This is a genomic window from Pseudomonas sp. DWP3-1-2 (assembly GCF_049896285.1).
Taxonomy (GTDB): domain Bacteria; phylum Pseudomonadota; class Gammaproteobacteria; order Pseudomonadales; family Pseudomonadaceae; genus Aquipseudomonas.
Genome location: NZ_JAFCTZ010000009.1, coordinates 161,412 through 182,170 on the forward strand (window position 1 = coordinate 161,412; position 20,759 = coordinate 182,170).

Sequence of the window (20,759 nt, forward strand, 5' to 3'; positions counted from 1 at the left end):
TCTCTGCCGACGAAGATGCAGCGGATGTACCGACCCTTTCCGGCTAACGCCGGCCCCACGATCCAGTCAAGGAGTAGACTCTCAAGCCTTGATGAAATGCTCACGATAGAAACGCAGCTCGGCGATGGACTCACGAATATCGTCCAGGGCCAGGTGCGTGCTGCCTTTGCTGAACTTCAACTCAGGCGACCAGCGCGCGGCCAGCTCCTTTAGCGTTGAAACGTCGAGATTGCGGTAGTGGAAGTAGCTTTCCAGTGTCGGCATGTGGCGATAAAGGAAGCGGCGATCCTGGCAAATGCTGTTGCCACAGATGGGCGAGCTGCGTTCCGGCACCCACAGCTTGATGAATTCCAGCGTTTGGGCTTCGGCTTCAGCCATGCTGATGACGCTCTCGCGGACCCGCTGGGTCAGGCCTGAACCACCATGCTGACGGGTGTTCCATTCGTCCATTCTGGCGAGGGTTTCGTCACTCTGGTGCACAGCGATGACCGGGCCTTCAGCCAGGGTATTGAGCTGGCTGTCCGTGATGATGGTGGCCATTTCAATGATGACGTCGGTGTCCGGGTCCAGACCGGTCATTTCCAGATCGATCCAGATCAGGTTTTGCTTGTTCTGCATATGTCGGCTCCTCAGCATAGGCGCGCAGTTTAGCTCACAGCGGCATGCTAGACTCCAACGCCTTTATCTTTCAGCTGCTTTATCTACTCGGAACACCCATGGCCAAACGCCAACTCAATCGTCGTCAGAACTGGCGCATCGAAAAAATTCAGGGCGAGCGCGCTGCACGCGTCGCCAAACGTGAGTCACTGACCCTGGAAACCCTTGAGGGCGGCGATTTAGGCCCCGAGCAGACCGGTCTGGTGATCGCGCACTTCGGCATTCAGGTTGAAGTCGAAGCGCAGGAAGGCGATCTGAGCGGACAAGTCTTCCGCTGTCATTTGCGCGCCAACCTGCCTGCACTGGTGACCGGCGACCGCGTCGTCTGGCGTGCCGGCAATCAGGGCATTGGCGTTATCGTTGCCCAGCTCCCCCGCACCACCGAGCTGTGCCGTCCAGACAGCCGCGGGCAGCTCAAGCCTGTGGCGGCCAACGTCGATTTGATCGTGATTGTGTTTGCGCCCATGCCCGAACCCCATGCCAACCTGATCGACCGTTATCTGGTCGCAGCCGAGCACGCGGGTATTCGTCCGCTGTTGCTGCTGAACAAATTCGACCTCATCGACGAGCAGAACGCGCCCGCGCTGAATGCGCTGCTGGAGGTTTACCGCACGCTGGGTTACCCGGTGCTGGAAGTGTCGGCGCATCAAGGCGATGGCATGCAACAGCTGCAAACCCAACTGGACGGGCACATCAGCGTGTTTGTCGGCCAGTCGGGCGTGGGCAAGTCTTCCCTGGTCAACAGCCTGCTGCCGGAAGTCGACACCCGCGTCGGGCCATTGTCCGAGCTGTCCGGCCAGGGCACGCACACCACCACCACCGCGCGTCTGTTCCACTTCCCGCGTGGCGGCGACTTGATCGACTCCCCGGGGATTCGCGAGTTTGGCCTGGGCCACGTAAGTCGCGCCGATGTCGAAGCGGGCTTTATCGAGTTCAATCAATTGATTGGCACGTGCCGCTTTCGCGACTGCAAGCACGACCGCGAGCCGGGCTGCGCCCTGCTTATCGCCCTGGAAGAAGGCCGCGTACAGCAGCAGCGCATGAACAGCTATCGCTCGATCATCGCCAGCCTGCCTGAAAGCAGCTACTGATTCGGTGATACCCGCGTCAATGCGTGGAATAGGAGCAAGCGGCGCACCGCTTGCCCCTTGCATTCGCTAGTTAGTCGTCTCGTCCAGCTTCAGCGTGCCATTTTCAAAAATGTTCAGCTTCTGCCGCAGCTCACGAGGCTGGACGTAAGTCTGGGGAGCGGGCGTAGGCGGTGGCACGGCTGACGCACCCGGCACCGCAGCTGGAGTTGGAGTTGGAGTTGGAGTTGGAGTTGGAGTTGGAGTTGGAGTTGGAGCAGCAGGCGCAGCAGCAGGTCGAGCTTTGCTATCGGGAGCCGCTGGAGGATTCCCCCCTCCTGAACCATCGCTGCCTTCAAGACGCTGTTGGGCCTTTTTAGTCATCACGATGATGTCGATGCGGCGATTGATCGGGTTTTGCGGATTATCGCGGTCGTACAAGGCCGATGACGCATAACCGACAACCCGGGCAACCTGGTTCTCAGGGTACCCACCCGCCGTCAGCGCACGACGCGCCGCGTTGGCCCGATTCGCCGAAAGCTCCCAGTTGCCGAAGTCGCCACTGCCCGCAAAAGGCTTCGCGTCGGTGTGACCGCTGATGCTGATCCTGTTGGGTACCGCCTTGATGGTGTCCGCCATGGCCAGCAGGATGTCTTCGAAATAAGGCTTCAGGCGCGCACTGCCCAGATCGAACATGGGCCGATTCTCGGCATCCGTGATCTGGATGCGCAAGCCGTCCTGCGTGATCTCGAAATGGATCTGATCCTTGAATTTCTGCAATTGCGGATTTTCGTTGACCTTGTTCTGCAACTCTTGCAGCAGCAACTCCAGACGCTCCTGCTCCAGCGCATCGTCCTTGGCTTCAGCCGTGTCGGATTCAATCGGCACTGTGTCAGGGGTTGGCGTGGATTTGACCTCGGGGTTAAGCGTGCGGTCCGGCGACATCTCCGGCGAACCGCCCAGATCAATCACGTAGGGCGAACCACTTTCAGAGAACCCGACCGGGTCCTTGAAGTAACCCGCAACGGCCAGAAGCTGCTCCGGCGTCGCGGTCGTCATCAACCACAATACCAGAAAGAACGCCATCATCGCGGTGGCGAAGTCGGCGAAGGCGATTTTCCATGCCCCACCGTGGTGTCCGCCTTCATAGCGCTTGACGCGCTTGATGATTATCGGCTGATTGTTTTCCATGGCTTAGCGACCGCGAACCGCTTGCTCCAGCTCACTGAAGCTGGGCCGGTGCGCCGGGTACAGCACCTTGCGCCCGAACTCGACGGCCAGCGACGGTGGCATGCCGGAGGCGGAAGCCACGAGGGACGCCTTGATGGCTTCGTAGACGTTCAGTTCTTCCTTGGCATCATGGGCCAGGGACGTCGCCAAAGGGCCGAAGAAACCGTACGCGGCGAGAATACCGAAGAATGTACCCACCAGTGCCGCACCTACGTGTTTGCCGATGGCAGCGTTGTCGCCGTCGCCCAACGAAGCCATGGTGACCACGATGCCCAGTACCGCCGCGACGATACCGAAACCGGGCATACCGTCGGCAATACCCGTAATGGCGTGAGAAGGATGGCCCAGCTCTTCCTTGATGCTTTGCAGTTCCATGTCGAACAAGCCTTCCAGCTCGTGGGGAGCCATGTTGCCGGACGACATGATGCGCAGATAATCACAGATGTACGCCGTCATGCGTTCATCTTTGAGTATGCCAGGGTATTTGGCGAAGATCGGGCTGGCCGCGGCGTCCTCGATATCCCCCTCAATCGCCATCATCCCTTCGCGACGGCTCTTGTTGAGGATCTCGTACACCAGGCCCAGGACTTCAAGGTAGTAGGCGTGAGTGAAGCGCGTGCCGAACATCTTCAGCGACTTCTTGATCACGTGCATGGTCATGTAGCCAGGGTTGGCCTGCAGGAATGCACCAAAAGCAGCACCGCCGATGATCAGGACCTCGAAAGGTTGGATCAGTGCGGCAATCTGGCCGTGGGACAGCACGTATCCGCTGAGCACGCTCGCGAAAACGACAATGATGCCGATAATTTTAGCCATAGGTAGAAACTACTTACCAAGTCGGATTCAGGGGCATGGAGCGCAAGTTCTTGAAACTCTTCTTCTACTTATCGGCCTATGTGAGCCAGACTATAGCCCACCATGACGAAAAGCCAGTCGGGCCGTGAACGGTGGTCTACAGCGCAATTGTCCAATCCTTAAATATCGCAGTCCATACTGCCTAAAATATCCAGTCGTACAGGCCTGATACATGCCTCCAGAAATTTCGACACCGCTCCCCGTTCCCAAGACCCTCGACGCCTGGGTCAAGCAGCTTGATGGCGTCGTACTGCCAGTGCCTGCGGCCAACCATAAGCAAGTCCGGGCGGCGCTCAACGACAGTCGTCGCTCGTTGCGCGACATCGCCGATATGATTCAGGACAGCCCGACGCTGGTACTCAGTGTCATGCGCGAAGCCAACCACCCGACCTCCCGACTCACCGAGCCCGCCGAAAGTCTTGAAGTGGCGATCAGCCGTCTCGGCCTGGCGCGCACGGAAGTGCTGCTCAACCGCCTGCCCACGCTGGAAGCCGCTGAAATCCCGACAGCCTTTCGCCAGTTGCTGTTGGTCAGCCTGCACGCCACCCAACAGGCCAACGGTCTATTCGCCGGGCGCCTGGCGCGTCTATGGCATGACATTCATTTGGGCAGCCTGCTGTTTTTGTCACCGTTATGGCCGATGGCGCTCGCTCATCCCAAGCTGCTCGATGAGTGGGAAATGCGCGTCATTCATCAGGGCGAGTCTTCCCGCGAGGTTGAAAAGCAGCTGTTCGGTGTCAGTTTGCTGGAGTTGTGCACCGCCCTGGCTGAACTGTGGAATCTGCCGTTGTGGGTCACGCTGGGTTATCGGCTGTTGATCAAGGATCGACGCCAGTTGGTCAAAGCCATGCGCATTGCGCGTAAAAACGATGACCCGCTGCTTCAGCAGCAACTCATGGACGCAGACGTGCATTTGCATCGCTGGCTGAATCAACCGGCCAATACGGTGCTGCTGGGCAACGGCCTGGCGCTGTCGGCTCAACACGCCTGGGACAGCCCGCATTGCCTGCGCTGGGAACTCCTGACCAGCTTGTACTTGCAGCAACCCCTGTCCAGCGTTCAACAGCAGGTACACCAGAACGCCGTCACCAGCGCCCGCCACCACGCCGCACCGGAAATATGGCATCCGGCCGAAGCGTTACTCTGGCCGTGGGATGCCCGACGCGTCCATCGCGGCACACTGCCTGCCGCGCCACCGTCCACCGAGGCCCTGCAGGTGTGGCGCAAACAATGTGCCGAGCTGCTGATCGAGCCCAGCCCGTTCAATAACGCCATGCACCTGACCACGGCGGCCCGTGACGCCTTGCTGTCCTGCGGGATGCAGCGTGTCATGCTGATGATGACGGACAAGACCGCCACCATGCTGCGGGTTCATCAGATCGGCGGCCTCCAGAAGGAAGCCGCCGGGACCGTGCTCTATATAAAAGAAAGCACGGTGCTGCAACGCCTGCTCGCGCAACCGACGCAATTGCGCATGACTCCGGCCAACATTGATCAGTTTTCTGCCTTGCTGCCGGGCAGCATAAAAGGCCTGTTCAACGGCCAGCACTGGCTGATTCGCTCCCTGAGCAGTAACGGCAAAGTCGTGATGCTGGTCTTCGCGGATCAGGGCGGCGGGCCGCTTTCGGAGATATCCGTCCAAGCCTTTGGAAAAACCTGCCAATGCATCGAGCGGGCGATGACCAGCTTTAGTAGTCGCAAAGCCTGACAGCTGGGCTACAATTCGCCTCTTTTTCGACACTGGAGGCTGCACATGTCTGTCTTCTCTAGCCTGCCCCTGGTCATCGAGCCCAGCGACCTGCTGGCACGCCTCGACGCGCCCGAGCTGATCCTCGTCGACCTGACCAGCAGTGCCCGGTACGACGCCGGACACCTCCCCGGCGCACGCTTTGTCGACCCCAAGCGCACGCAACTGGGCCAGCCTCCGGCTCCGGGCCTGTTGCCGGAACACGCGCAACTCCAGGCGCTGTTCGGCGAGTTGGGCCATAACCCGGATGCGGTCTACGTGGTCTATGACGACGAAGGCGGTGGCTGGGCCGGCCGGTTTATTTGGTTACTGGATGTAATCGGCCACACTCGCTATCACTACCTCAACGGTGGCCTTCTCGCCTGGCAGGCTGATGGCTTGCGGCTTTCAACCGACGTCCCGCCTTCTGCTGGCCAACCCGTTCCCCTGACCCTGCACGACGAACCGACCGCTACCCGCGAATACCTGCAAAGCCGGCTCGGCGCGGCCGATCTGGCCATCTGGGATGCTCGCGGGTCCACGGAGTACTCGGGTGAAAAAGTCCTGGCAGCCAAGGCTGGCCATATCCCCGGTGCCATCAATTTCGAGTGGACCGCAGGCATGGACCCCGCACGCAATCTGCGCATCCGCGAGGACATTGCCGACATCCTCGACAGCCTGGGTATCACCGCCGACAAAGAAGTCATCACCCACTGCCAGACCCACCACCGCTCCGGCTTCACCTATCTGGTGGCCAAGGCGCTGGGTTATCCGCGAGTCAAAGGCTATGCCGGCTCATGGGGCGAATGGGGCAACCACCCGGACACCCCGGTGGAACGCTGACAGCGAGACAGTCTTCACGATGACGCTCAGCACACATTTATCGTTTTAGGAATTTCAATGAAAAAGCGTCTGTTTATTTTCAGCCAGTATTTATTGCCCCACCACTTGCTGTCCCGCCTGGCTGGCTGCGTCGCCGAATGTCGCGTGCGCTGGTTCAAGAATGCGTTTACGGCGTGGTTTGCCCGCCGCTATCAGGTCGACATGTCTCAGGCGCAGGTGGAAGATCTCACGGCTTACGAGCACTTCAACGCGTTCTTCACTCGCGCATTGAAGCCCGACGCCCGCCCGCTGGACGCCACACCGGACGCGATTCTTTGCCCGGCCGACGGTGCGATCAGCCAGCTGGGGCCGATTGATCACGGCCGGATCTTCCAGGCCAAGGGCCACAGCTTCAGCGTGCTTGAACTGCTGGGTGGCGATGCCCGCCTGTCCGCGCCCTTCATGGGTGGCGAGTTCGCGACCGTTTACCTGTCGCCCAAGGATTATCACCGGGTCCACATGCCGTTGGCTGGCACATTGCGCGAAATGGTTTACGTGCCGGGCAGGATCTTCTCGGTCAACCAGACCACCGCCGAGAACGTCCCTGAACTGTTTGCCCGCAATGAGCGCGTTGTCTGCCTGTTCGACACCGAGCGCGGACCGATGGCGCTGGTGCTGGTTGGCGCAATGATCGTCGCGTCGATCGAAACCGTATGGGCCGGGCTGGTCACACCGCCCAAGCGCGAGCTGAAGACGGTGCGCTACGATGAAGCCGCTCGCGCGCCGATCCACCTGGAAAAAGGCGCAGAAATGGGCCGCTTCAAACTGGGGTCCACGGCTATCGTTCTGTTTGGTCCCCACCAGGTCAAATGGGCCGAGGAACTCGCTGCGGGATCACCCGTCAAAATGGGTGAAATGCTGGCATCACCTGTCCAGGCCTGAGCATGAAAGCGCGGCCCGTACTGAACGGTGGCGAAGGGAAGCGGCTCTGCTTTTTTTCACATTCGTAGGGCGCGGGCCGGGACTGGAGGGGACCGATGCGGGTAAAGTCGTTGTTGCGGCGCTGCAGAAAACTTCGCCTTTATTGATGCAAACAGCACAACGTTCGTCAGCAAGTGTTATTTCTGCGTGAGTCAAATGCCGCCGTTCGGGCCAGTAAGCAGTTGGAGTTTGCCTGTCACATGAGTATTTCGAGCCTCCCGGTGTTGTTGCGTGTTCCCACGCCGACGCAGTCGAGCCTGACGTTCTGTGAAGCAACCCCTCGCGATCTGAAGCGCTGGATCGCCACCCTCCCCAAAGCCAATCTGGGCGAGATGGCGCGCCAGCTTTATCAGGGGCTGAGCGAACTCAATCAATTACTGACCCCCAGCGAAAACCGCCTGCAGATGCTCGAATTGCTGCGGCCCGAGGTGTTTTTCGTCTGCAAGCACCTGGAGCGGCACTTCCTCAATCAGGCGATTGTCCTCGACGAGCGTCCGCGCAAGGTCGCCAACCTCTGCCAGGCCCTGCAAAACCATCTCGCCGTCGGTTACAAGCTGATCATCCAGCGCGTGGCGACGCGGCTGACCAAGGATCGCATCCCGCTGCTGAGCACTGCGCTGCAACGGGCACTGCATTGCCTTAATGGCCCACTGATTCGCGCCAGCCAGTTGTACTGCCCGGTTCAGGAAGGTCTGTGGCTGGAGATGCACAGGATCTATCAGATTGCCCGCGAGCATCAGTTGCATCTGATCCCCGTGAGCGATGACCTGGGCATCAACGTTAAAACGTTAAGCGTCGAGCAAACCTACATCGTCGCCCTGTTGATGGGTTGTTCGCGCTGCAACCAGATGCGCCAGCTCAATATCGGACGCCTCGCCGAGGTCCTGGATGCCTGGAGCTCGCTGGTCCGCCTGCAGGTTCCGTCTGACGAGAACAGCTTGTTCGCACTGGCTCCCGATCAGGACCGGCCGCCGCTCTACACCTCGCTGTTCACCGAACAACAGCTTGCGCAACTGGTGGGCGTACACACCCAGGCGCTGGCGGCCATGATCACCCGCTACCTGGAAACGCCTGCCGAACAGCGCTCGAAGCTGCCCCTGCTGGTTCCCCATGGCTTCACCACCGATCTGATGCAGCATCTGGCGGCTGCGTGGGGTGATGTGGCTGAGCGCACGTTCCAGCGCACGCCGGGCCAGGGAACACTCAATCTGTGCATCGGCATGAGTGCGCTGCACTATTACCTGGGCGGCCAGCGCTCGTTCAGCGAAATGTTGCAGCTGCCTGTCGTAAGCAAAGCGGCGGAATTCAAGCTGGAACTGGCCAACGATAAATCTGACGATCCATGGGCCAGCGCTTTTGACACTCAGCGCGGCAACACCTCGTCGGTGCTGCTGCCTTTCGAAGAAATCCAATATCAGCAAAGCGAAGCCGAGGGCGGCGAAGCAGCGTCCAATTCGCAGCAGACGTTCCCGACCTACGACCTGCAAATCGTCAATCACAGCCCTGGCGGCTACTGCCTGGCGTGGCCCAAAGAGGTCCCGCCGCAATTACAGGCCGGCGAATTGGTGGGTATTCAGGACGACGCTTGCCAGGGCTGGAGCATCGCGGTCGTGCGCTGGGTGAGGCAGGTGCGCAGCGGTGGTACGCAAATGGGGATAGAACTGATCGCGCCCTTCGCGCAGCCCTGCGGCTTGCAGGTGACCCGACCCGGCCAGAACAGCCCTTATATGCGTTCGTTACTGCTGCCGGAAGTACGCGCCGTCGAACAGCCCGCGACGATCCTGGCGCCGCGCCTGCCTTTTCAGGAAGGGCACAGCGTCATGATCAATATTGCAGGCAAGGAACGTGGCGGCATCCTCAATAACCGACGCGCCAGCAGCGGCAGCTACAACCAGTTCGAATACGAGACCTTCGAGGCACCGACGCAGACCGAAGACGACAAGCCCAAACCGGACCAGGAATTCGATTCGTTGTGGTCGTCGCTGTAGGCCCGCGAGCAAAAACCTGTAGGAGCGAGGCTTGCCCGCGAAAAACGATAACGCCGTGGAACTGAACCACCGAGGCGACTGATTCGCGGGCAAGCCGGAACGCTGCCCGCCCGCGCCAATGAGATTAGCGCTCGCCTCTAAAAGGTTTCAGTTACGCCCATCCCGATCCCGGAAACCCAGCAGGTACAGAATCCCGTCCAGGCCCAGCGTTGAAATCGCCTGTTTGGCTGACTGCTTGACCAACGGCTTGGCGCGGAACGCCACCCCGAGGCCAGCAATGGCCAGCATCGGCAAATCATTGGCACCGTCGCCCACGGCAATCGTCTGCTCCAGGCTCAAGCCTTCCTTGATCGCCAGCTCACGCAGCAGGTCGGCCTTGCGCTGCGCATCGACAATGGGCTCTATGGCATTGCCGGTGCATTTGCCGTCAACCACTTCCAGCTCGTTGGCGAACACGTAGTCGATGCCCAGCTTCGCTTGCAGTTGCCGGGCGAAGTAGGTGAAGCCGCCGGACAGAATGGCCGTCTTGTAGCCCAGGCGCTTGAGTTCCGCGAACAGGGTTTCAGCCCCCTCGGTCAGACGCAACGACGCGCCGATCTCATCCAGTACACTGACATCCAGCCCTTTGAGCAGGGCCAGACGTTCCTTGAAGCTGGCGCGGAAATCCAGTTCGCCACGCATGGCGCGCTCAGTGATTTCCGACACCTGCTCACCCACGCCGTGGGCCTTGGCCAGTTCGTCGATGACTTCGGCTTCGATCAGGGTCGAATCCATATCGAACACCGCCAGACGCCGATTGCGTCGGAACAGGGAATCCTGCTGGAAGGCGATATCAACATTCAGATCCTGGGCAACGCTGAGGAACTCAGCCTGCATCGCCTTCGGATCGGCCGGCTCGCCACGCACCGAAAACTCGATGCAGCCCTTGCCCTTGTCGGCCGGGGTGTCCAGAGGCATGCGACCGGAGAGGCGATCGATCTGGTCGATGTTCAATCCGTATTTGGCGGTGATGGCGCTGACGCGCTGCAATTGCTCGGCGGTGACCTTACGGGTCAGCAGCGTCACGATATGCCGCGCCTTGCCCTGCCCGTCGACCCAGTGCTGGTAATCCTCTTCGGACACGGCCGTGAAGCGTACCTGCTGATCAAGCTTGTAAGCCGTGAACAGGATGTCCTTGAGCACCGAAGAACCTTGCCCGGTGCCGGGAATCTCGACCAGGATGCCGAACGACAGCGTGTCGTGGATCACCGCCTGACCGATATCGAGAATGTTCACCCCGCCTTGGGCGAGCACGCCGGTGATGGCAGCCGTGAGACCCGGACGGTCTTCACCTGTGATGTTAATCAGGACGATTTCGCGCAAGGCGCACCCCAGCAGTGGAAAAAAACCGCATTCTAACCACTTTCAGTGACCATCGGGCACAGGCAACGCTTTGCCGCTGTTGGGTCGGTCGTTATACTGCGCGGCAACTTCACCGAAAGAGCCGTGCTCTGTGAACCGGCCCACGCCTGTTAAATCCGATAATTTCTTCCTGCTTATCTTCCGTGCACTGCGCCACCGCCGTGTCCCGATAGCTTTGCGTATTGCCAGCCATAACGTGATCCTCGTCGCCTTGGCGCTGGTGATTTACGCCGGCGTGATGGGTTTGCAATTCAAGCAGGCCATGCATGAGCAGGCCGATGCGCTTGGTCAGGCGCTTATCACCCAAACGGCAACGTCCGCCACTGAGCTGCTGGTGTCCAACGACATCCTCAGCCTCAACGTGCTGCTGGGTAATCTGGTGAAGAACCCGCTTGTGGCCCATGCCGCCATCTACAGCGTAGACAACCGCATCCTTGCCGAAGCCGGCCAACGCCCGAAAAACGGGTTGCTGGGCGAAGCCGAAGGCCTGTATGAAATCAAGATCACCTTTCAGGACGTGATGGCCGGGCATTTGCGCCTCAGCCTGGACATGAGCCAGTTCCGGCAGCCCATGACCATCAGCCTGCAAAGCATGGGTATTCTTGCCGGGATCCTGCTGGCCCTGGCACTGGCCTTGAGCTTGCGCCTGGGTCGCAACATTTCCACGCCACTGCTGCAATTGCGCGTCTGGCTGCGGGACATCGATCCGTACACCCCGGCGGTAGAACGCCAGGACGAAGTCGGCGATCTGGCGCGCCAGCTACGTACCTCGTTCGCGCCCCCCATGCCGGAACCCGAGCCTGAGCCCGAACCCGAATACGCCCATGAAGAAGACGAACCCGATCTGGAGCAGGACGAAGAAAGCGAGCCTGCCTTGAAGGTCCGTAATCTGAGTGAACCCGGCTTCGATGAAACGCCAAAACCCCGCCTGCCCGCTCCGCCCTTGCAGCGCCGACTGGTCGCCGAGGAAGATGAAGAGGATGAAGACGATCCTTTTGCCGACCTGCGCGACAGTACCGCGCCTGCGACCACCAGGGTTTCGGCCCCCGCGAGCACCCCGCAGCCAAGTGCCGTGCTGGCCGTGCAACTGGGTTCCCAGGATCAACTGCGTCGTCTGCCACGGGCGCGTCTGACCGATCTGCTGCAACGCTACCGCGACTGCCTCGATCAAGCCTCCTCGCTGTATGAAGGCGAGTTGCACACGCTCAATGACGGCAGCACGCTGATGCTGTTCCACAGCGAAGAAAGCGGCGACGACTACCTCACCAACGCCATTTGCTGTGGCGAGTTGCTGCGCGCCTTGAGTCATGCCTTGCAGATCGAAGTCGCAGACAGCGGCATCACCTTGCAATTGCAACTGGGCCTGACCCTGGGTGAAGGCTTGTCCGGCTTGAGCCAGATTGATCTGCTGCTCACTGAAACAGCACAGGATGCCCTGGCGCTTTCCCAGCACAGCCGTAACCTGCTGCTGGTTGAACGCAAGATCAACGACGACGCCCTGATCCGCCAACGCGCCCGCATCCGCCCGATTGCCAGCCCGGAAGGCGCATGCTGCGTTGAACGTCTGATGGAGCCCTACCCGTCCATGCTTGAACGCCAACTGTCACGCATGCACGAGACCCGCAAGGCCTGACGGAGGGGTTCGTCGGGACGAGGCTTGCCTGCGTTATCGCCTGAGATGACGCCTTCGCGGGCAAGCCTCGCTCCAACGGGGTCGACCATTCCGACCAAGTCCGACATCAAATCGAAAGCATAAAAAAACCCGCATTTCTGCGGGTTTTTTTATTCCACCGATCAGAAGCGGAACACTTCCAGATCGGTACGGATTGGCAATGCCATGGGCATCTTGGGTTTTTCAGGCTCTTTGGCGCGGGCAACCGGGGCTTTCTTGGGCGGTGCAACCGGCTGCCAGGCAATAGGTTTCATCGCCGAACTCAACTGATCGGCCAGACGCTGCAACAGAACACCCTGCGCCCGGACCTGATCCGCCGAGGTCCCGGCATGCAATTCCTGCAAATGGACGATCCGGCTGTCGCGAACCTGTCCTTTGCGGTCCAGCAAGCGCCATTGGGCATCCAGGATTGCGGGTTGCTCGGCACCGGAGTCCAGACGGGTGATAGACAGCACCACCTGAACGTCAGGCGTGAAGTCGGCCACCGCTGGCGCGAGTAAAACGCGCTGACTGTCCAGTTTCCAGGCCAATTGGCGCAGCAACAGTTGATCAATGTCCGAAGACAGACTGCCAGCCCAGCGTCCATCCCGAGACGCCGTCAGGCTGCCGTCGGGCTGACGCTGCAACAGCGTTTCGCGTTGCAGATAATCGGCTACTGTCACTGGGCCCAGCAAAACAGCCAGTCCAGTGCTGCGGGTAGGTTGTCCAGGTGTACCACTGTCCAGTTGATACAGCGCGGTCGGCTGATGCGTACTGCAACCCGCCAGACCCAAAACGCCGGTCATCAATAAAACAAAGGGAAGGCGTAAAAAATTCATCGTCCCATCCAGGTGGCGGCCGTCAGGCGCACCACAGTGCAGTACTCACAAAAATCATGAAGGCATTCAGCCACGCCGATGCCACAAGACGTCATATCATCCGTGAATATGCGCCATGACTCCAGCGATTATGCGGCGATCTTTATGGCAAAACGAACGCCAATAGCTCTAAACCAGGATTATCCGGCGTTTTCCACCAATAACGCATCGACGCGCTGGAAGCCCCTTGGCAGCTTATTACCCCTGCGCCCGCGCTCGCCCTTGTAATGTTCAAGATCGTCAGGTTTGAGGGAAAGCGTGCGTTTACCCGCCTGCAACACCAGCGTGGCACCTTGCGCAATCACCGCCAGATCGGTCACGTACTCTTCGCGACTGGCGACCCGGTCGCCCGGAATACCAATGATCTTGTTGCCCTTGCCTTTGCCCAGCTGTGGCAAATCGCTGATCTTGAAGATCAGCAGTCGCCCCTCGGTGGTCACGGCGGCCAGCAGGTTGTGCTCACGATCCGGCACCGGACGCGGCAGGATGACTTTCGCGCCGGCAGGCAGACTCAGCAGCGCCTTGCCTGCCTTGTTCTTGGCCTGCAGATCCTCACCCTTCACCACGAAACCGTAACCGGCATCCGAGGCGATCACATACAGCGCGTCATCTTCGGGCAGCAATACACACTCGAATGTCGCGCCCGGCGGCGGCTGCAGCTTGCCGGTCAACGGCTCGCCCTGACCCCGCGCCGACGGCAACGTATGAGCCGGGAGGGAATAGCTGCGCCCGGTGGAGTCGATAAATACCGCGTACTGATTGGAACGGCCTGCGGCGGCAGTCAGGAATCCATCTCCGGCCTTGTAGGAAAGTCCGGTGGCATCAATGTCATGGCCCTTGGCCGAACGCACCCAGCCTTTTTCCGACAGGACTACGGTCACTTTCTCGTTGGGCAGCAAGTCGTGCTCGGTCAATGCCTTGGCTTCGGCACGCTCGACAATCGGCGAGCGACGGTCGTCGCCATAGGTTTCGGCGTCCTTGATCAGCTCACTGCGCACCAGCTTCTTGAGCTTGGCTTCGCTGCCCAGCAACGCCATCAGCTTGGTGCGCTCCTTGTTCAACTCATCCTGCTCGTTGCGCAGCTTCATTTCTTCGAGGCGTGCCAACTGACGCAAGCGGGTATCGAGGATGTAATCGGCCTGGATTTCGCTGAGTTCGAAGCGCTCGATCAAGCGGGCACGGGGGTGTTCCTCCGTGCGGATGATATGAATCACTTCATCCAGATTGAGGTAAGCAATCAGCAAACCGTCCAACAGGTGCAGGCGACGATCGACCTTGTCGAGGCGGAACTGCAGGCGGCGGCGGACGGTATTGGTGCGGAACTCCAGCCATTCCACCAGCAGGGCACGCAGGTTTTTCAGCTGTGGCTTGCCGTCCAGGCCAATGATGTTGATGTTGACCCGGTAGCTGGATTCCAGATCCGTGGTGGCAAACAGGTGCTGCATCAGCGCTTCATGGTCCACGCGGCTGTTGACCGGGATGATCACCAGGCGGCACGGGTTTTCGTGATCGGACTCGTCCCGCAGGTCGGCAACCTGAGGTGCCTTGGAGGGCTTGGCCTGCATCAGCCCGGCGATCTGCTCGATAACCTTGGCGCCCGACACCTGGTGGGGCAGCGACGTGACGACGATGTCGCCATCTTCAATGTGGTAAACGGCGCGCATGCGCACCGAGCCTTTGCCGGTTTCATACATCTTCAGCAAGTCGGCGCGGGGCGTGATGATTTCCGCCTCGGTCGGATAATCCGGGCCAAGAATGTGCTCGCACAGCTCGGCCACTGTCGCCTTGGGCTCATCCAGCAAACGCACGCAGGCGGTGGCGACTTCCCGCAGGTTATGCGGCGGCACGTCGGTGGCCATGCCGACCGCGATGCCGGTGGTGCCGTTGAGCAGAATATTCGGCAAACGGGCCGGCAACACCGCTGGCTCGTTCAAGGTGCCGTCGAAGTTCGGCACCCAGTCCGCCGTGCCCTGGCCCAGTTCACTGAGCAGCACTTCGGAATAGCGCGACAGCCGCGCTTCGGTGTAACGCATCGCGGCAAAGGACTTGGGATCATCCGGCGCACCCCAGTTACCCTGCCCGTCCACCAGCGTGTAGCGATAGCTGAACGGCTGGGCCATCAGCACCATGGCTTCATAGCAGGCCGAGTCGCCGTGAGGGTGGAACTTGCCGAGCACGTCACCCACGGTACGCGCGGACTTCTTGTGCTTGGAGTCAGCGTCCAGGCCCAGCTCGCTCATGGCGTAGATGATGCGCCGCTGTACAGGCTTGAGGCCGTCGCCGATATGCGGCAAAGCGCGGTCCATGATCACGTACATGGAGTAGTTGAGGTAGGCCTGTTCGGTGAAGTCAGCCAGTGATCGGCGTTCTACGCCATCCAGGCTGAGGTCAAGGGAATCGCTCATGCGTGCCTCATTATTTCGTCGTCTGGCGCAGCAGCATGTTGCCGCCACGCTGGGTGAATTCGAGTTGTTTCATAGCGCTCATGCCCAGCAGCACCTGTTGACCGTCCAGCCCGGGCACCACCAGGGCGCGCACGTTGTGCAGAACGATATCGCCAATCTGCAGGCGTTCCAGCGAAGTTCGATAGCCCTCGGTGCGCCCGTTTGCGGTACTCACCACAACCGGCGCGCCTCGTGACAGTTGCAAGGTATCGGCCACCTCACCGGGAATGGCGACATCCGTGGCGCCGGTATCCAGCAAGAACTGCACGGTACGACCATTTATCATGCCCGTGCTGACGAAATGCCCCTGGCGATTGCCCACCAGCAGCACTTCGATATAACCGTCACCGTGTTGCGAAGTGACCACCACGTTAGGATTTTCCTGACGCTGTTCCCACTCGCCAAAATAACGGGTCGCCAAAAACAGTCCCGCGCCCCACGCCAGCAGCATCAGCACCTTGCCCGCACGCTTGCCGGGCGGTTGATCGCTCACGGCTTCACGCCCCAGCCGCCTTGGGGGGCAGCGAATCGCCAGACCACCGGTCGTTTTTCGCCATCGGCACGCTCGCCAAAATTGTTGTCCGTGCCGACCCACGCGCCGGTTTCATCCACCACCAACGCTTCGGTCAGGCCGTAACTCTGACGATAAAGACGGTTGGGTTGCAGCGCTTCCCTGGCAAACGACCAGCAGCGCTCGGTCTTGCCGGTTTCCAGCGCGCGTCGACATATCCGATACGCTGATCGCTCCAGCGCATACAGCTTGCCGTCGAACAGTGACAGATCGGAAAAGTCCCGGAAAACCGACTTGCCGCCGACTTGTTTCGGGAGTGCTTCCCTGCCCGGTTCGGCGCGTAACACGCAACTGCCCTGGCATTGCCAGGTGTCACCTTGACGACTGACCACCAGCAAACCGCGCTGCTCACGCTCCGCAGCCAACCACAAACGGTCGCCAGCAGGATTGATCGCAATGCCCTCGAAGATGCCATTGAAGTGTTGCAGCATGCCCTTGGCGCGAGCCTGTTCCACCAGCGCAGCCGGTAAATCCAGCCAGACGGGCGCGCCCTCCACCGGCACTTTGAGGACCAGGGCAAAGGCTTCGCTGACCACATAGCGATTGCCCGCCGCGTCACAGCTCACGCCTTCGAAGTCCAGATTGCCGCCGCGGACCAGCCCGGACAACCTGGCCAGTGATTGCAGTTTTTCCGGCAAGTAGCTTTCCGGCAGCGGTGGAACCCGGATCGCATTCGCTTGAGCTTTCCAGACGGTGTCGGAGGTATCCAGGCTGTACAGCACGTCATCATCGCGATCGGAAACCGTCCACAACCGGTCGCCACAAAACGCCAGACCGGACAGGTTACCGCCGACCATGCCATCGACCGGATGCTCGGAAACCAGCGTCAGCTCTTCCTGCGGGGCCGAAAAAGCCGGTGCAGCGACCAACAGCAGGCCGGCGAGCCAGCCTCGCATCAAGTCAGCACCTCAGCCAGATTCCCTTTGGATTCGAGCCAGGACTTGCGGTCACCGGCGCGCTTCTTGGCCAGCAGCATGTCCATCATTTCCGAGGTCGCTTCGAAATCATCCAGCGTCAACTGGACCAGACGGCGGGTGTTCGGGTCCATGGTGGTTTCGCGCAACTGTGGCGGGTTCATTTCACCCAGGCCTTTGAATCGCGTGACCTGCGGCTTGCCGCGTTTTTTCTCGGCAACCAGACGATCCAGAATCCCGTCACGCTCGGCTTCATCCAGCGCGTAATAAATGTCCTTGCCCAGGTCGATGCGGTACAGCGGCGGCATGGCCACGTACACGTGACCCGCATCCACCAGCGGCCGGAAGTGCTGGACGAACAGCGCGCAAAGCAAGGTGGCGATGTGCAGACCGTCGGAGTCGGCATCGGCGAGGATGCAGATCTTGCCGTAGCGCAACTGGCTCATGTCCGCCGCCCCCGGATCGACACCGATGGCGACGGCAATGTTATGCACTTCCTGGCTGGCCAGCACTTCGCCGCCGTCCACTTCCCAGGTGTTCAGAATCTTGCCGCGCAACGGCAGAATTGCCTGAAATTCCTTGTCCCGCGCCTGCTTGGCCGAACCGCCTGCGGAGTCACCTTCCACCAGGAACAGCTCGGATCGCATCGGGTCCTGCCCGGCGCAGTCCGCCAGCTTGCCCGGCAGCGCCGGCCCCTGGGTAATGCGTTTGCGTTCAACCTTCTTGCTGGCCTTGAGACGGCGGCCGGCGTTGTTGATCGCCAGCTCGGCCAGTTGCACACCCAGCTCGGAGTTGGCGTTGAGCCACAGGCTGAACGCATCCTTGACCACACCGGAGACAAACGCCGCCGCCTCACGGGAAGACAGCCGCTCCTTGGTCTGGCCGGAGAATTGCGGCTCCTGCATCTTCATCGACAGCACGAACGCGATACGCTCCCAGACGTCTTCCGGGGCCAGCTTTACGCCGCGCGGCAGCAAGTTGCGGTATTCGCAGAACTCGCGCATCGCATCCAGCAGGCCCTGACGCAAGCCGTTGACGTGCGTACCGCCCTGTTGCGTCGGGATCAGGTTGACGTAGCTTTCCTGAACGCTGTCGCCACCTTCGGGCAACCACAGCAAGGCCCAGTCGACGGCTTCTTTATTACCGGCAAAACTGCCGCAGAACGGCTCGTCCGGCAGACGCAGGAAATCGCTGACCGAATCCTGCAGGTAGGAACGCAAGCCGTCTTCGTAATGCCATTCGACTTTCTCGCCGGTGGCTTTGTCTTCGAAGCTGACCAGCAGGCCCGGGCACAGCACGGCCTTGGCCTTGAGCACATGCTTGAGGCGACTGACCGAGAATTTTGGCGTGTCGAAATACTTGGGGTCCGGCGAGAAATACACGCTGGTGCCGGTGTTACGCTTGCCAACAGTGCCGACCACGGCCAGTTCCGACGCTTTATAGCCGTCGGCAAAGGTCATTTCGTATTCGTTGCCATCACGCTTGACCCGAACCTTGACCAAGGTCGACAGCGCGTTGACCACTGAAATACCCACGCCGTGCAGGCCGCCGGAGAACTGGTAGTTCTTGTTGGAAAACTTGCCGCCCGCGTGAAGCTTGGTGAGGATCAGTTCGACACCGGACACGCCCTCTTCCGGGTGAATGTCCACCGGCATGCCGCGTCCGTCATCGGACACTTCCAGCGAGTTATCGGCGTGCAGGATGACCTGCACCGACTTGGCATGACCCGCCAGGGCTTCGTCGACACTGTTGTCGATAACTTCCTGGGCGAGGTGGTTCGGCCGCGAGGTATCGGTGTACATGCCCGGTCGCTTGCGAACCGGGTCGAGGCCCGAGAGGACTTCGATGGCGTCGGCGTTATAAGAGCTAGCGCTGGGAGTGGCCATGGGGTCTCGTCATCAGTTGTGCATTAAATTTCGGTCGCTGTGGAACCGGCTTTAGTCGGGAAGAGGCCGTCATATCCCTGTAACAGCAGTGCCTGGAACACAGCCTTCCCGGCTGAAGCCGGTCCCACGGTAAAGTCATGAATCCGGTCACAGCATCGAAACATCAATCGCCTGCAGCAATTCAGGCGCGAACCCGGCAAAACTCAACAACGCTGGCAACTGTGTGGAAAACCCCTGATAACTGTGGTCGCCACCGGCCTGAATGCGCAACGCGCAAGCCCGATAGAATGACTCGGCACGGCGATAATCCAGGGTTTCATCGCCCGTTTGCAGCCATACCTGAATACGCTGCGGATCCCGAGGCGCCGGAACTTCCAGTTCGCCCAAGGCCAGCACGTGATCGTGAGTCAACTCCCAGGTCTCGCCGGTATACAGGTTCTGCTGAGTGCCGAGAAACCCGTCGAACAGCTGGTGTGGATTGACCGCCGGGTTGATCAGCACCGCTTTCAGGCCATGGCGCTGCGCCAGGTGAGTCGCATAGTAGCCGCCGAGCGAGCTGCCGACCAGCAGCGGCCGCCCCAGCGCTTCAACGGCGGATTCCAGCTGGAGCATGGCTTCACGCGGGTGATGGTGCAGTTCGGGAACGCGCAGCTGCTCGCTAAGCCCAAGAGAGTGCATCAGGCCGATCAATTGGCTGGCTTTCTTCGACTGGGCCGAACTGTTCAGGCCGTGGATGTACAACAGTGTGGGTTTTTCGCTGCTCACGTCGTCCCCTCCCGGAACACTGGCCCGTGCAAAGCCGTGCAGTTTACAGGGACTGACGCCAGAAGACTCGCCCACAGATGTGTGCGGATGAAATCATCAATAACCCTCGCCCCCGTAGTCCACCTCGAAGGCCATGCCGACCACACGGGAAACCCCGGTTTCAAGTCGTCCATCGTCGTGCAGACGTAACCAGCGATAACCCGGCAAGGCACTGTCCACCTTGAAATCCGTGCTGCCCGGCGCGAACTGGATACAGGTTGACGGTGAAGCCAACAACCGCACATCACCACGCTGTTGATCGTACTCCTGATGCACGTGCCCCCAGAGCACGGCACGCGCCCAGGGGAAGCGCTCCAGCACCGCAAACAACGCGTCCGGATTGCGCAGACCGATCGGATCCATCCAGGCGCAGCCGATGGGCACCGGGTTGTGATGCAGGCAAATCAGATGATGCCGGTCGGGAGCTGCGCTCAAGGACTGCTCCAGCAACTGCAATTGGCTGTCGCGCAAGAAACCGGGCACCGAGCCCTGCACCGACGAATCCAGCAACGTGACACGCCAGGCACCGACATCAATGACCGGATCAAGCAAATCGCTATGTTGCGCGGCCTGCCTCATCTCCAGCGATTCATCGTGGTTGCCGGGAAACCAACGCTGGGAAGCCTGAATCTGCCCGCTTAATTGGCGAAACGCCTCGTAGGACTCAACGCTGCCATCCTGCGAGACATCGCCACTGGCAACCAGCAAATCAACATGAGGCTGTTCAGCCAATACGCATTCAATGACTTTTTGCAGACTGTCACGGGTGTTCATGCCCAGCAATGTGCCCTGGGCCGAGGCGAACAAATGGCTGTCGGACAGCTGGACCATCAGGACCGAAGAACTGTTATCGGTTGAGCGCGGCAATGGGACCGTCTCCTTGG

At 60.3% G+C, this 20,759-nt stretch carries 17 protein-coding genes; 6 read left to right on the forward strand and 11 right to left on the reverse strand.

Translation table 11 applies throughout. The annotated features are described in order from the left end of the window. Positions 1-81: 81 nt before the first annotated feature. Complete coding sequence (gene orn, locus ACP7B0_RS18690; RefSeq protein WP_426143050.1) at positions 82-618, reverse strand: oligoribonuclease; 537 nt, start codon at positions 616-618, stop codon at positions 82-84. Positions 619-716: 98 nt separating this feature from the next. Between orn and rsgA the strand changes: the two genes are divergently transcribed. After that, positions 717-1,748: a small ribosomal subunit biogenesis GTPase RsgA gene (rsgA, locus tag ACP7B0_RS18695; RefSeq protein ID WP_426143051.1), complete on the forward strand. Its 1,032-nt coding sequence runs from the start codon at positions 717-719 to the stop codon at positions 1,746-1,748. A gap of 66 nt (positions 1,749-1,814) precedes the next feature. Here rsgA and motB read toward each other — a convergent pair whose 3' ends face one another. Next, positions 1,815-2,915 carry a flagellar motor protein MotB gene (gene motB, locus ACP7B0_RS18700; RefSeq protein WP_426143052.1) on the reverse strand — a complete coding sequence of 367 codons (1,101 nt, stop codon included), beginning with the start codon at positions 2,913-2,915 and terminating at the stop codon, positions 1,815-1,817. 3 nt (positions 2,916-2,918) lie between these two features. Next, on the reverse strand, positions 2,919-3,770 hold the full coding sequence (gene motA, locus ACP7B0_RS18705; protein ID WP_426143053.1) for a flagellar motor stator protein MotA: 852 nt from the start codon (positions 3,768-3,770) through the stop codon (positions 2,919-2,921). A 211-nt stretch (positions 3,771-3,981) separates the two neighbouring features. Between motA and ACP7B0_RS18710 the strand changes: the two genes are divergently transcribed. The 4 genes from ACP7B0_RS18710 (at position 3,982) to ACP7B0_RS18725 (ending at position 9,326) form a co-directional block, all read left to right on the forward strand. Continuing rightward, positions 3,982-5,517, forward strand: coding sequence for an HDOD domain-containing protein (locus tag ACP7B0_RS18710; RefSeq protein ID WP_426143054.1), 1,536 nt, complete (start codon positions 3,982-3,984; stop codon positions 5,515-5,517). 45 nt (positions 5,518-5,562) lie between these two features. After that, a complete protein-coding gene (rhdA, locus tag ACP7B0_RS18715; protein ID WP_426143055.1) occupies positions 5,563-6,378 on the forward strand; it encodes a thiosulfate sulfurtransferase in 816 nt (271 codons plus the stop codon). A gap of 51 nt (positions 6,379-6,429) precedes the next feature. Beyond that, positions 6,430-7,299, forward strand: coding sequence for an archaetidylserine decarboxylase (asd, locus tag ACP7B0_RS18720; protein WP_426143101.1), 870 nt, complete (start codon positions 6,430-6,432; stop codon positions 7,297-7,299). A 239-nt stretch (positions 7,300-7,538) separates the two neighbouring features. After that, entirely contained in the window at positions 7,539-9,326 is a 1,788-nt protein-coding gene (locus ACP7B0_RS18725; protein ID WP_426143056.1) for a molecular chaperone, read from the forward strand. A 147-nt stretch (positions 9,327-9,473) separates the two neighbouring features. Here the strand turns inward: ACP7B0_RS18725 and serB are convergent, their stop codons facing one another. Further along, positions 9,474-10,688, reverse strand: coding sequence for a phosphoserine phosphatase SerB (gene serB / locus ACP7B0_RS18730; protein WP_426143057.1), 1,215 nt, complete (start codon positions 10,686-10,688; stop codon positions 9,474-9,476). A gap of 130 nt (positions 10,689-10,818) precedes the next feature. Between serB and ACP7B0_RS18735 the strand changes: the two genes are divergently transcribed. Further along, positions 10,819-12,360, forward strand: a complete 1,542-nt coding sequence (locus ACP7B0_RS18735) for a histidine kinase (protein WP_426143058.1) — start codon at positions 10,819-10,821, stop codon at positions 12,358-12,360. 161 nt (positions 12,361-12,521) lie between these two features. Here ACP7B0_RS18735 and ACP7B0_RS18740 read toward each other — a convergent pair whose 3' ends face one another. The 7 genes from ACP7B0_RS18740 to cpdA form a co-directional block, all read right to left on the reverse strand. Continuing rightward, positions 12,522-13,217, reverse strand: coding sequence for a PqiC family protein (locus tag ACP7B0_RS18740; RefSeq protein WP_426143059.1), 696 nt, complete (start codon positions 13,215-13,217; stop codon positions 12,522-12,524). 179 nt (positions 13,218-13,396) lie between these two features. Further along, complete coding sequence (gene parC, locus ACP7B0_RS18745; protein WP_426143061.1) at positions 13,397-15,661, reverse strand: DNA topoisomerase IV subunit A; 2,265 nt, start codon at positions 15,659-15,661, stop codon at positions 13,397-13,399. A 10-nt stretch (positions 15,662-15,671) separates the two neighbouring features. Further along, positions 15,672-16,151 carry a retropepsin-like aspartic protease family protein gene (locus ACP7B0_RS18750; protein ID WP_426143102.1) on the reverse strand — a complete coding sequence of 160 codons (480 nt, stop codon included), beginning with the start codon at positions 16,149-16,151 and terminating at the stop codon, positions 15,672-15,674. A 38-nt stretch (positions 16,152-16,189) separates the two neighbouring features. Beyond that, a complete protein-coding gene (locus tag ACP7B0_RS18755) occupies positions 16,190-17,167 on the reverse strand; it encodes an esterase-like activity of phytase family protein (protein ID WP_426143063.1) in 978 nt (325 codons plus the stop codon). Further along, positions 17,167-19,071, reverse strand: coding sequence for a DNA topoisomerase IV subunit B (gene parE / locus ACP7B0_RS18760; RefSeq protein ID WP_426143064.1), 1,905 nt, complete (start codon positions 19,069-19,071; stop codon positions 17,167-17,169). The genes ACP7B0_RS18755 and parE overlap by 1 nt, the downstream gene beginning before the upstream one ends. A gap of 147 nt (positions 19,072-19,218) precedes the next feature. Next, the gene (locus ACP7B0_RS18765) at positions 19,219-19,836 is read right to left on the reverse strand and encodes a YqiA/YcfP family alpha/beta fold hydrolase (RefSeq protein ID WP_426143065.1); all 618 of its coding nucleotides are present in this window, start codon (positions 19,834-19,836) and stop codon (positions 19,219-19,221) included. A gap of 96 nt (positions 19,837-19,932) precedes the next feature. Next, positions 19,933-20,742 carry a 3',5'-cyclic-AMP phosphodiesterase gene (gene cpdA, locus ACP7B0_RS18770; RefSeq protein ID WP_426143066.1) on the reverse strand — a complete coding sequence of 270 codons (810 nt, stop codon included), beginning with the start codon at positions 20,740-20,742 and terminating at the stop codon, positions 19,933-19,935. Between the last annotated feature and the right edge of the window lie 17 nt (positions 20,743-20,759).

What these genes read in the sequence shown, in the direction of transcription:
- parE (WP_426143064.1), bottom strand. Translation starts at nt 19,071, where the DNA reads ATGGCCACTCCCAGCGCTAGCTCTTATAACGCCGACGCCATCGAAGTC.
- ACP7B0_RS18755 (WP_426143063.1), bottom strand. Translation starts at nt 17,167, where the DNA reads ATGCGAGGCTGGCTCGCCGGCCTGCTGTTGGTCGCTGCACCGGCTTTT.
- ACP7B0_RS18710 (WP_426143054.1), top strand. Translation starts at nt 3,982, where the DNA reads ATGCCTCCAGAAATTTCGACACCGCTCCCCGTTCCCAAGACCCTCGAC.
- ACP7B0_RS18750 (WP_426143102.1), bottom strand. Translation starts at nt 16,151, where the DNA reads ATGCTGCTGGCGTGGGGCGCGGGACTGTTTTTGGCGACCCGTTATTTT.
- ACP7B0_RS18725 (WP_426143056.1), top strand. Translation starts at nt 7,539, where the DNA reads ATGAGTATTTCGAGCCTCCCGGTGTTGTTGCGTGTTCCCACGCCGACG.
- orn (WP_426143050.1), bottom strand. Translation starts at nt 618, where the DNA reads ATGCAGAACAAGCAAAACCTGATCTGGATCGATCTGGAAATGACCGGT.
- parC (WP_426143061.1), bottom strand. Translation starts at nt 15,661, where the DNA reads ATGAGCGATTCCCTTGACCTCAGCCTGGATGGCGTAGAACGCCGATCA.
- rsgA (WP_426143051.1), top strand. Translation starts at nt 717, where the DNA reads ATGGCCAAACGCCAACTCAATCGTCGTCAGAACTGGCGCATCGAAAAA.
- rhdA (WP_426143055.1), top strand. Translation starts at nt 5,563, where the DNA reads ATGTCTGTCTTCTCTAGCCTGCCCCTGGTCATCGAGCCCAGCGACCTG.
- ACP7B0_RS18740 (WP_426143059.1), bottom strand. Translation starts at nt 13,217, where the DNA reads ATGAATTTTTTACGCCTTCCCTTTGTTTTATTGATGACCGGCGTTTTG.
- motB (WP_426143052.1), bottom strand. Translation starts at nt 2,915, where the DNA reads ATGGAAAACAATCAGCCGATAATCATCAAGCGCGTCAAGCGCTATGAA.
- motA (WP_426143053.1), bottom strand. Translation starts at nt 3,770, where the DNA reads ATGGCTAAAATTATCGGCATCATTGTCGTTTTCGCGAGCGTGCTCAGC.